This window comes from Corynebacterium sp. (assembly GCF_022712275.1).
Lineage (GTDB): Bacteria > Actinomycetota > Actinomycetes > Mycobacteriales > Mycobacteriaceae > Corynebacterium.
The window spans coordinates 1-10,317 of sequence record NZ_JALAGU010000028.1 but is presented as its reverse complement, the minus strand read 5'-3'; the positions used below and the strand labels follow the sequence as shown (position 1 = coordinate 10,317).

At 67.8% G+C, this 10,317-nt stretch carries 9 protein-coding genes and 1 CRISPR repeat array; of the genes, 2 read left to right on the top strand and 7 right to left on the bottom strand.

What is annotated here, in order from left to right; all coding sequences use genetic code 11:
• Window positions 1-145 precede the first annotated feature (145 nt).
• On the bottom strand, window positions 146-1,810 hold the full coding sequence (locus Q0A27_RS06170; protein WP_291474190.1) for an acyl-CoA dehydrogenase family protein: 1,665 nt from the start codon (window positions 1,808-1,810) through the stop codon (window positions 146-148).
• A complete protein-coding gene (locus tag Q0A27_RS06165) occupies window positions 1,807-2,409 on the bottom strand; it encodes a TetR/AcrR family transcriptional regulator (protein WP_291474189.1) in 603 nt (200 codons plus the stop codon). The genes Q0A27_RS06170 and Q0A27_RS06165 overlap by 4 nt, the downstream gene beginning before the upstream one ends.
• A gap of 99 nt (window positions 2,410-2,508) precedes the next feature.
• Here Q0A27_RS06165 and Q0A27_RS06160 point away from each other — a divergent pair, with 99 nt between their 5' ends.
• Window positions 2,509-4,029, top strand: coding sequence for a class I adenylate-forming enzyme family protein (locus Q0A27_RS06160; RefSeq protein ID WP_291474188.1), 1,521 nt, complete (start codon window positions 2,509-2,511; stop codon window positions 4,027-4,029).
• Between the two features lie 117 nt (window positions 4,030-4,146).
• On the opposite strand, the gene Q0A27_RS06155 is transcribed toward Q0A27_RS06160, so the two are convergent.
• The 5 genes from Q0A27_RS06155 to Q0A27_RS06135 form a co-directional block, all read right to left on the bottom strand.
• The gene (locus tag Q0A27_RS06155) at window positions 4,147-5,007 is read right to left on the bottom strand and encodes an alpha/beta fold hydrolase (protein WP_291474187.1); all 861 of its coding nucleotides are present in this window, start codon (window positions 5,005-5,007) and stop codon (window positions 4,147-4,149) included.
• A complete protein-coding gene (locus Q0A27_RS06150; protein WP_291474186.1) occupies window positions 5,004-5,624 on the bottom strand; it encodes a TetR/AcrR family transcriptional regulator C-terminal domain-containing protein in 621 nt (206 codons plus the stop codon). The genes Q0A27_RS06155 and Q0A27_RS06150 overlap by 4 nt, the downstream gene beginning before the upstream one ends.
• A 185-nt stretch (window positions 5,625-5,809) precedes the next feature.
• Window positions 5,810-6,712, bottom strand: coding sequence for a hypothetical protein (locus Q0A27_RS06145; RefSeq protein WP_291474185.1), 903 nt, complete (start codon window positions 6,710-6,712; stop codon window positions 5,810-5,812).
• 32 nt (window positions 6,713-6,744) lie between these two features.
• A complete protein-coding gene (locus Q0A27_RS06140; protein ID WP_291474184.1) occupies window positions 6,745-6,867 on the bottom strand; it encodes a hypothetical protein in 123 nt (40 codons plus the stop codon).
• Window positions 6,868-7,020: 153 nt separating this feature from the next.
• The gene (locus Q0A27_RS06135; RefSeq protein WP_291474183.1) at window positions 7,021-7,542 is read right to left on the bottom strand and encodes a glutathione peroxidase; all 522 of its coding nucleotides are present in this window, start codon (window positions 7,540-7,542) and stop codon (window positions 7,021-7,023) included.
• 162 nt (window positions 7,543-7,704) lie between these two features.
• Between Q0A27_RS06135 and Q0A27_RS06130 the strand changes: the two genes are divergently transcribed.
• Window positions 7,705-9,099: a glutamate decarboxylase gene (locus Q0A27_RS06130; RefSeq protein WP_291474182.1), complete on the top strand. Its 1,395-nt coding sequence runs from the start codon at window positions 7,705-7,707 to the stop codon at window positions 9,097-9,099.
• Window positions 9,100-9,320: 221 nt separating this feature from the next.
• A CRISPR array of direct repeats spans window positions 9,321-10,250; the repeat unit is 28 nt; unit sequence GGCTCAACCCCCACGCAGTGGGGAGGAC.
• Window positions 10,251-10,317: the final 67 nt, after the last annotated feature.

Genomic DNA, 10,317 nt, shown 5'->3' with positions numbered 1-10,317 from the left:
GCCTTCGTCGGCAGCGTCAGATGTGTATATGAGACTGGCCCCCTGCCACCCCTGCCGCCCCTGCCATGTCGGCATCACGCAACGTCAGGCTGGTTTTCACGCCCCCTGGGCAACCTCAGACTGCGTGATGCCGACACGCCCCGATCTACGCGCGGTCGACGAGGGCGGTCAGATCCACGCCCGCCGGCAGCGTCCCGTACTCCATCCCGCGCGTCACCTGGTCCACCCGGCCGGCGAGGAACGCGGAGGCCACCGGGGCGGGCGCATGGGTCAGCAGGGTCTGGGCCTGCAACGTCAGGGCCAGGGACTCGATGAGTCGCCGGGCCAGCCCCGGAGCATCGGCCGGCGAGGAGGCGGCGTCCTTCAGGAGTGTGGTCATGCGGTCAAACTGGGCGTCGTACCGCTCGTCGACGCCCACTGACCGGGACATCTCCGCCACGAAGGCCTCGCCAGCCTCCGGCTGACGGGCCAGCGCGCGCAGCACATCCAGGGCGATGACATTGCCCGAGCCCTCCCACACCGCATTCACCGGGGCCTCGCGCAGCCGCCGTGCCAGGGGGAACAGCTCCGTATAGCCGTTGCCGCCGAGGCACTCCAGCGACTCATAGGCATGGTGGGTGCCCCGCTTGCAGACCCAGTACTTCGCCACGGCCGTGGCCAGACGTCGGAAGGCCTCGAGGTCGTCATCGTCGTGGGCGGCGGCCAGACGCATCGCCGTCCACGTCGCCGCCTCGCTCTCCACCTGCAGGTCGGCGATGACATTCGCCATCGCCGGCTGGTCGATGAGCGTGGCCCCGAACGCCGCCCGGTGCCGGGCGTGCCACGCCGCCTCCGCCACACCCTGGCGCATCCCCGCCGCTGAGCCGAAGATGCAGTCCAGGCGGGTGCGGTTGACCATCTCGATGATCGTGGGGACGCCGCGTCCTTCCTCGCCGACAAGCCACCCGACGGTGCCGTCGAGCTCGATCTCGGAGGAGGAGTTCGACCGGTTGCCGAGCTTGTCCTTCAGGCGCTGGATGAAGAACGGGTTGCGCTCCCCGCCAGGCAGGATCCGGGGCACGAGGAAGCAGGACAGTGCCTGGCCAGCGTTACCGGAGCCGCTGGCGTCCCCGGTCCGGGCGAGGACGAGGAAGGCGTCCGACTGCGGGGCGGAGCAGAACCACTTGTGGCCGGTCAGGGACCATGTCCCGTCGGCGTTCGGTGTTGCGCGGGTGGTGTTCGCCCGCACATCGGAGCCGCCCTGCTTCTCCGTCATGGCCATGCCGAAGATCGCCGAGGACTTCGTCGCCGGGTCGCGCAGCTCGGGGTCATATGAGGTGGAGAGCAGCTTCGGCTCCCAGAACTCCGCGATCTCCGGCGACTTCCGCAGTGCCGGGACCACCGCATGGGTCATCGACACCGGGCAGCCGTGGCCGGCCTCAACCTGGCTGACCAGCATGAATCCAGCGGCACGTTCCACATTCGCACCGGGTCCGGGGTTCGCCCAGGCCGAGGTGTGCAGCCCCTGGCTCACCGAGAACCCCATGATGCGGTGGTAGGCGGGATGGAACTCCACCTCGTCGACCCGGTTGCCCCACCGGTCGTGGGAGGTGTGCACCGGCGTGATCCGGTTCGCCAGGTCCGCGTCATGCTGGTAGGACGCCGTCCCGACCTCCGCGCCGATGAGGCCGAGACGGTAGGTGTCGGCGTCCGGGGCGAAGGTGTCGACCGCCTCGACGAGGGCGGGGTCGCAGGTGAACTCGTTGATGTCGACCCGCGGTGCGGACTGGTTGAAGACGGTGTGCGTTCCGGTGTGTGCGGTTGTGGTCATGATGCTCCCAGGGCTCGAAGGCAGAAGGTGGTCACGGAACTGATGAGTTCCTCGGGCGTGTCGGGGCGGCTGCTGAGCCGGCCCATCAGCGCCTCGGCATTGGCGCCGATGACGGCGCGTGCGGAGGTGGCGGCGTCCTGTGCGGGGATTTCCCCGGCCGAGATCCCGGCGGCGATGACGCCTACGAGAAGCTCGTGGTAGCGGCGGCGGAAGATGAGCCGTTCGCCTTCGACCAGGGCGTTCACCGGCTCGAAGAGCAGGGCCTCGGCGGTGCGGGGGCCGGTCAGGGCGCGCCGGGAGAAGGTCGTGAGCAGGGCGGTTATCCGGTCGCTGACCCGCTCGTCGGCGGACTGGACGGCGTGCTCCACGGCGCGGTACTCCCGGTCGGCGAGGCTGCGGAAGATCTCGGCGAGGAGTTCCTCGCGGTTGCCGAAGTAGCGGTAGACGGTGCCGGTGGCGATGCCGGAGGTGTCGGCGATGGCACGGACGGTGGCGGCACCGAATCCGCCGGTGGCGACGAGGACCGTGGCGGCATCGAGGATGTCGGCACGGCGTCTCTCGGCGCGGGCCCGGGTGTTGTCGGTGGGGCGGTAGGGCATGGAGTCCTCCGGTTGTCGGCTTCCGTGATCTTCCACAAAAGTGTGAACTGTGGTTCACTGTGGTTCAGGTTACATTACCGAACGAAAGAGAGCTGCACGATGAATCTCGTAGATGTCCTCGACGCCAGTGTGCGACGCAACCCCGACCATGCCGCCGTCGAGTGGGACGGGGGACGCATGACCTACCGGGAGCTCCGGGACGCCGCCGACCGAGCGGCGTCTGTCTTCGCCGCGCGCGGCGTCCTGCCCGGGGACCGGGTCATGGTGATGACGCTCAACGACCCCGGATTCCTCGTCGCCATGTACGGCATCTGGCGGTGCGGGGGCGTCCTTGTCCCGGTCAACCACAAGATGACCCCGCCGGAGATCGAGCAGGTCGCGACACACTCCCGCGCCGTCACCGGGGTCGTCAGCGACCGGTTGGCGGATACCGCGGCCCAGGGAGCACCGGGCATCGACTGGCTCACCACCGGTCGGGAACCGGGCACCTTCGAGGACGCCGTCTCTGCTGCTGAGCCGTACACCGGCGGTCTCGTCGACGAGACCGACTACGCCCAGGTGCTCTACACCTCCGGTTCCACCGGGTCACCCAAGGGATGCGTCCTTACCCACCGGGCGGTCAGCGCGATCGCACCGAACATGGTCTCCAACATGCCCTTCGCCGCCGATGAGCGGATGCTCGTGTGCATGCCCGTGTGGCACGCCTCCCCGTTGAACAACTGGGTGCTGACCACCGTCTTCATCGGTGGGACCGTGGTGCTCATGCGCGAGTACGACCCCGCGCAGTTCCTGGGGACGCTCGAGGAGAAGAGGATCACCGCGGTGTTCGGGGCGCCGGTCGCGTTCATCGCCCCGGTGCAGCTGGCGAAGGCGGGTGCGGAGCAGGGTGTGCGGCAGCCGGCGTCCTACGACCTCTCGGCGATGCGGATGCTCATCTACGGGGCGGCACCGCTGGGTGAGGAGATGGCGCGGATGCTCATCGACGCCTACGGCACGGAGAACTTCTACCAGGTCTACGGCATGACCGAGACCGGGCCGGCGGGATCGCTGCTGAAGCCCGCCGACCAGGTTCGCAAGGCCGGATCCATCGGCCGCGGGATGCTCGGTGTGGACCTCAAGGTCGTCGCCGACGACGGTGCCGAGGTCACCGCGGACGGCGAGGGGGAGATCTGGATGCGGTGTGACTCGATGATGAGCGTCTACCTCTCCGACCCTTCGGCCACGGCGGAGGCCTTCATCGACGGCTGGTACCGCACCGGGGACGTCGGACGGGTGGACGCCGAGGGCTACATCTACATCGCCGACCGGAAGAAGGACGTGATCATCACCGGCGGGGAGAACGTGTACTCCACCGAGGTAGAGGAGGCGATCCGGGACATGCCGGAGGTCCGTGATGTCGCCGTGGTCGGACGCGTCCACCCGGAGTGGGGTGAGACGGTGGTGGCCGTGGTCGTCACCGATGAAGGGCAGCTGCTCAGTGTGGACGAGGTGCGGGCGCACCTCGCCGGGAAGCTGGCGAAGTACAAGATCCCCCGCGAAGTCGTCGTCGCCCGTGGCCTGCCGCGTAACCCCTCGGGCAAGCTGCTCAAGCATGTCATCCGGGCTGAGGTGAATGCGTAGGGGCGCTGTCGGGTGGGTGATGTCGGTCGGGCAATGTCGGCATTACGCAGCGTGAGGTTGTTTTCAGCACCCTGCCAACGACCTCAGACTGCGTGCTGCCGACATCGTGCGGAGAAGCTACACCGTTGCGACCTCGGGGAGCAGCAGCTTCTCCCACAGGTCCTCGTTGCCGCGACGGTAGAGGCCCATGTGTCCGATCTTCTCCCGGCCGACCTCCGACGGTGCGAAGCGCTTCGGGGTGAGCTCGGCCCCGGTGTAGAAACTCTCCAGGTGGGCACTCGCCTTTGCCGACATCGTGGCGTCATCGGTGAAGGTCAGGGCGGTGACGGGCATGGTCACCGCGGCGTAGGTCGCGCGGTGCTCCGGGAGGACTCCGAACAGGTAGTCCGGGTTCCGGCACCAGCTCGCCCACTGCGTCATCACGGGGCCGGGGATGTCGCCGAGCAGCCTGATCTTCTTGCCGGGGTAGTATCCGAGCACCTTGACCAGCGCCGGAGCGACCGCCCACCACAGCAGCGGGGCGATGGCCTTGTCCGGGTAGTCCGCATTCCTCCACCAGCCGGTTCCGCCACAGCTGATGACGGCGCGGGTGATCTTCGAGTGGTCGGTGAAGGGCAGGAGCTGGCAGCCGAGGCTGTGACCGATCCAGGTCAGCGGGACGCCACCGAAGTTCTCCGCCAGATCCTCGTGGACATGGTCGACGACGGTGGCGGCGTCCGCGGCCCAGGTGAGGATGTCGGCGTCGACGTCCTTGAGCGGGGTGCGGGCCGAGGCGCCGTAGCCCTGGTAGTCGAAGGTGTACGTCACGATGTCCCGGTCAGCGAGCCAGGTGGCGAAGGCCGTGTAGTAGCTCGCCTTCGTCGCCATCGCCGGGGAGATGAGGGCGGCTCCCCGGGGCTCCCCGTCCGGGGCGAATCGTGTGACGGCGATCGGTTCGCCGTTGCCGGCGGTGAGGGTGACGGTGTCTTTACTGGTCATGGGTGCTCCTGGTCGGTAGGGGTGTCGGTAGGGGTGAGGTCGCCGGTGTTCAGCCGGACGAGCATGAGGGTGACGGCGTCCGCGTCGGCCTCGTTGAAGGACGCCCCGAGGGCTGCCTTCTCCAGGGCGAGGCCGAGGACGGCGGCCCAGAAGCCGCGGGTGATCTCACCTGGCGAGGCCCGGACCGTCCAGCCGGTGCGGGTGAAGGTCTCCACCATCGCGCGTTCGCCTGCCTCATGGAGGGCGGCGTGGGTGGTGACGATGACCTGCTGCAGTTCGGGGACGCGCCGGGCGGCGAGCATGGCCTCGGCGTACATGGTCAACGTCTGCGCGCCCGGGCCTAGCAGGTAGGTGACCAGGTCGCGGGCGTGGGCCTCCGGGGTGGCGGAGCAGCGGGTGCGTTGCTCGGCGAGACGGGCGGTGCGCAGGACTGCGTGGGAGGCCGCGTGGATGAACAGGGGTTCCTTGCCGCCGAAGTGGTAGGTCACCTGGTTCGGGTAGGCACCGGCGGCTCGGGCGATCTCCGCGACGGAGACGTTGTCGTAGCCCCGGTCGCGGAAAAGTGTGACGGCAGCGGTCAGCAGTGCGGTGCGGGCCTCACGGTTCTTGTATGGCATACAAGAAATCTAGCGTGGTCCGCGCGATGGCGCAGGAGAATCTGGTGACCGGGGTCGGGTCCCCGCCGGACAGGTCTTCCTGTCCCGACGGAGACGAAGAGGCGACCGTCCTCAACAGTCTGCACTTCTGACAATATGAATCATCAACTGTAGGAAAGACCACAGGGTGTGGTCACGCCGCAAGGTCACAGACGGTGGCGTCCGCTCTCTTGACGACGCGCCGGGCGCGCCGGGCGCGCAGCCCATGTGGGACGCTCCGGTAGAGCATAGGAGTGCTCAGGGAAGCCGCTGAGGTAGCTCGGGGAGATCATCGGCGGCGCCTCCGGCGGTGGGCTGACCCGGGGGAGCAGGTCGATCGGCTCGGGGTCCGGGGCGGTGTAGGTGTAGGTCGGGGTCGGCTCCGGGGTCGGCTCCGGGGTCGGTCGCGCGGGCTGTGGCGCCGGTGATGTACCGGGACGCCAACGGGCGACGGCCTCCTCCAGGGGGCCGTAGCGGAAGTCCTCGTTGGCCACCTTGAGTGCGACCCACAGGTCGGAGAGGCACTGGCGACGATCGGACTCTGGCAGTGCGTCCACCCAGGGGACGACCTGGGATGCCGCGCCGGCGAAGTCGGTCGAGGTGTCGCGGGCGGCGAGGAAGCGGAGGGTGAGGGACATGCCGTTGATATCTGCGACTGGTTCGGGCGTGGGTTCTGGAGTGGCCGCTACGGGGGTGGGGTCCGGGGGCGATTCTGCCCGTGGCGTCCACACCGGATCCGGAGTCGAGCTCCATGCGGGCCCAGGTTCCGGCACCGGTGCCGGCTCGGCTTCCGGTCGGGGAGTGTGGAACGTCTCGCTGCTCCAGGAGGGGGCGACGGCGGGCCCGGAGACTGTCTCGGGCGCGGGTGCCGGGTCCGGCTCGATGGTCAGAGTGACCGTGACCCTGTGGTGGTCGATCGCGGGTTGGTGCAGGTTGAGATGGGTGCGGACCCTGGTTGCGGCGTCGTCGAGGACAGGGACGAAGAGAACGTCCCCGTTGTTGAGTGCGAGATCCCAGCCGCCTTGCATCTTGCGCGCAGTCACTGAGACGCCGTAAGTAACTGGTGCCATCAGAATATGATTTTAGTGGTGGGCGGGGGTGGTTACCGGCTGATCGCGTCTTTCACGGCCTGCAGCTGGACCTTGCCGAGGCCGCGCAGCGTGCGGTTGGCGGCGAGCTTGAGGGCGTCCTGCCGTTGTTCGAGGGTCAGTTCAGGGAGCGGCACAGGCTCTTCTCCTCGCGGGGTGGTCCGTTATCAAATCGTTACTTGATTCGACACTACACGTGAAAGAGCTGGTCAAACGGGATTCCGGAGACTTTTGAACAATTTTTCATCCGTGAGAAGGACGTGCGGCAGGGTGCTTCCGGCGGAGACTCCCTACAGTGCCGCTTCGATGGCGTCGATGACCGCCGGGTCATCCGGGGTGGTCTGCGGGCGGAAGCGGTTGAGGACGCGGCCGTCGGCGGAGACGAGGAACTTCTCGAAGTTCCACTGGATGTCGCCGGCCTCGCCCTCGGCGTCCTGCGTGGTGGTGAGGGCCTGGTAGAGCGGGTCGCGGTCGTCGCCGTTGACGTCGGTCTTGGCGAGCAGGGGGAAGGTGACGCCGTAGGTGGTGGAGCAGAACGTCTGGATCTCCTCGGCGCTGCCGGGTTCCTGGCCGGCGAACTGGTTGCAGGGGACGCCGAGGACGGTGAGGCCGGTGCCGTCGGTGGTGCTGTAGGTCTTCTGGAGCTGCTCGAGGGCGGTGTACTGCGGGGTGAGCCCGCACTTGGACGCGACGTTGACGATGAGCAGCGGGCCGTCGAAATCATGGAGGTCGAGCGGGTCGCCGTCGAGAGTCGTGGCGGGGATGGACTTGATGTCGGTGGTGTCTGTGTTGGTGGGGTTGTTGGTGGTCATGGTCGCGAGGGTAGTCCCGGTGGGTAGAGAGTTCAGGGGGTATCGCCGTCACCTGCCGCGCGTACGCTCGGCGGCACGACGTCTGACCACCACCGCGTCCCGAGCACCACGGCGTCCTGATCCGCAGGGCGTGACGGGACCGCACGCGAACGGAGACCACCGATGAGCGATCTCGAACTCAACCCGCTGTTCGCCCGCACCGACGAGGCGACCAGTTTCCCGCGTCACCGCATCCCGGAGGCCGGCAGCCTGCCGGAGACCGCCTACCAGCTCATCCATGACGAGGCGATGCTCGACGGCAACGCCCGGATGAACCTCGCCACCTTCGTCGGCACGTGGATGGACGACCACGCGAACCGGCTGTACAGCGAGGCCTTCGACAAGAACATGATCGACAAGGACGAGTACCCCGCTACCGCGGAGATCGAGGACCGCTGCTGGCGGATGATCGCCCGGCTGTGGAACGCGCCCGATCCGGACCACACCATGGGCACCTCCACCGTCGGGTCCTCGGAGGCGTGCATGTTCGGTGGCCTGGCGCTGAAGCGGCGGTGGCAGCACAGGCGTCGGGCGGCGGGGGAGTCCACCGAGACGCCGAACATCGTGCTCTCCTCGGCGGTGCAGGTGTGCTGGGAGAAGTTCTGCAACTACTTCGACGTGGAGCCCCGCTACGTCCCCGTGACCGAGGAGCACCGCGTCCTCGACGGTCATGACCTGGACAGCTACGTCGACGAGAACACCATTGGCGTGGTCGCGATCATGGGCGTGACCTACACCGGCATGTACGAGCCGGTGGCAGCGATCGCCGCCGCCCTCGACGAGATCGAGGACCGACGTGGCCTGGACATCCGGATCCACGTGGACGCGGCGTCCGGTGGGATGATCGCCCCGTTCCTGCAGCCCGACCTGGAGTGGGACTTCCGGCTGCCGCGGGTGGCCTCGATCAACACCTCCGGGCACAAGTACGGGCTGGTCTACCCGGGGCTGGGTTGGATCGTGTGGCGCACGCAGGAGGATCTGCCGGAGGACCTGGTCTTCCGCGTCAGCTACCTCGGCGGGGACATGCCGACGCTGGCCCTGAACTTCTCCCGGCCGGGCGCGCAGGTGCTGCTGCAGTACTACCTGTTCCTGCAGCTGGGGATGGACGGTTACCGGCGGGTGCAGGGCACGACGATGGAGGTGGCGCGGTACCTCGCCGGCGAGATCGGGAAGATGCCGGACTTCGAGCTGTGGAGTGAGGACCTCGACATCCCCGTCTTCGCGTGGCGGCTGGCGGGGGAGGATGCGTCGGGTGGCGCGCGCCGGGAACGGAAGTGGACACTCTACGATCTCTCCGACCGGCTGCGGATGCACGGCTGGCAGGTGCCGACGTACCCCATGCCGGACGACCTCAGTGATGTGACCGTGCAGCGCATCGTGGTGCGCAACGGAATGAGCCATGACCTGGCGACGCTGTTCGTCCGGGACCTGCGCACCTGCGTGCGGTACCTCGACGGGCTGGATGCGCCGTTGCCGACCTCTGCTGACGGTGGAGAGGGGACGGGGTTCCATCACTGAGGGTGTGGGGTGTGAGACAGAGCAGCAGGCAGTGGCCGGCACAGAGCCGAGCTACTCGATAGTGACGACGACACCGAGTTTGTCCAGGGAAGCCCTGATTCTCAGGGCCTGATCCCGGATAGTGAGGCCGGCGACCGCGGTGGAGCCAGGGAGTGGAAGCTGCATTCGGAAGAGGAAAGCGCCGGGGATCGGGTGCGTCGGAGAAAGCGATTCTTGGTGATGGCTCAACCCCCACGCAGTGGGGAGGACGCGGATCGTCCGGTGTTGACGCGCCAGGCGTAGGCTCAACCCCCACGCAGTGGGGAGGACCCGTCCGCGGAGACCAGGGTGGTGATGTCCACGGCTCAACCCCCACGCAGTGGGGAGGACATGATCTGCCGTGGAAGCACTCGACTACAGAAGGCTCAACCCCCACGCAGTGGGGAGGACCCAGGGACGCCGCCGTGTGCCGCAGCTCGTACGGCTCAACCCCCACGCAGTGGGGAGGACACCGAGCATGCCGCGGAGATCGTGCAGCGGCAGGCTCAACCCCCACGCAGTGGGGAGGACCCGTAGCTGTCGCGGTTGTCGAAGACGGAGGCGGCTCAACCCCCACGCAGTGGGGAGGACAAGGCTCAATCTTCGATCACCTCATTCACATAGGCTCAACCCCCACGCAGTGGGGAGGACCCGAACAGGTCGAGGGTTTCGGGCTGGTCGTAGGCTCAACCCCCACGCAGTGGGGAGGACCCACCGGTTCAACTGTTCCCGGCGTGCCTCTCGGCTCAACCCCCACGCAGTGGGGAGGACTCCTGCTCCGCAGACAGGAGGTCGAACATTGAGGCTCAACCCCCACGCAGTGGGGAGGACGATGCGCCGTAGGCGAGGCGGATGATGCAGAAGGCTCAACCCCCACGCAGTGGGGAGGACGGCTTGAAGGCTCCGCCACCGCCGACGAGCATGGCTCAACCCCCACGCAGTGGGGAGGACTCCCGACGATCACGCCGCACGGTCTGAGGCATGGCTCAACCCCCACGCAGTGGGGAGGACTCCACCTGGTCGGTGACCTGGTCGGCCTGAATGGCTCAACCCCCACGCAGTGGGGAGGACTCAGCGGCCGGGGCGAGCGCCCAGCCGGTCACGGCTCAACCCCCACGCAGTGGGGAGGACTCGACCCCGCCGGTGACCGCCCACCAGCCGGTCTCTAATACACAGCTGACGCTGCCGACGAAGGCTTAG

Coding starts and splice junctions, on each gene's coding strand:
- Q0A27_RS06170 (WP_291474190.1), bottom strand. CDS start 1,810: ATGACCACAACCGCACACACCGGAACGCACACCGTCTTCAACCAGTCC.
- Q0A27_RS06165 (WP_291474189.1), bottom strand. CDS start 2,409: ATGCCCTACCGCCCCACCGACAACACCCGGGCCCGCGCCGAGAGACGC.
- Q0A27_RS06160 (WP_291474188.1), top strand. CDS start 2,509: ATGAATCTCGTAGATGTCCTCGACGCCAGTGTGCGACGCAACCCCGAC.
- Q0A27_RS06155 (WP_291474187.1), bottom strand. CDS start 5,007: ATGACCAGTAAAGACACCGTCACCCTCACCGCCGGCAACGGCGAACCG.
- Q0A27_RS06150 (WP_291474186.1), bottom strand. CDS start 5,624: ATGCCATACAAGAACCGTGAGGCCCGCACCGCACTGCTGACCGCTGCC.
- Q0A27_RS06145 (WP_291474185.1), bottom strand. CDS start 6,712: ATGGCACCAGTTACTTACGGCGTCTCAGTGACTGCGCGCAAGATGCAA.
- Q0A27_RS06135 (WP_291474183.1), bottom strand. CDS start 7,542: ATGACCACCAACAACCCCACCAACACAGACACCACCGACATCAAGTCC.
- Q0A27_RS06130 (WP_291474182.1), top strand. CDS start 7,705: ATGAGCGATCTCGAACTCAACCCGCTGTTCGCCCGCACCGACGAGGCG.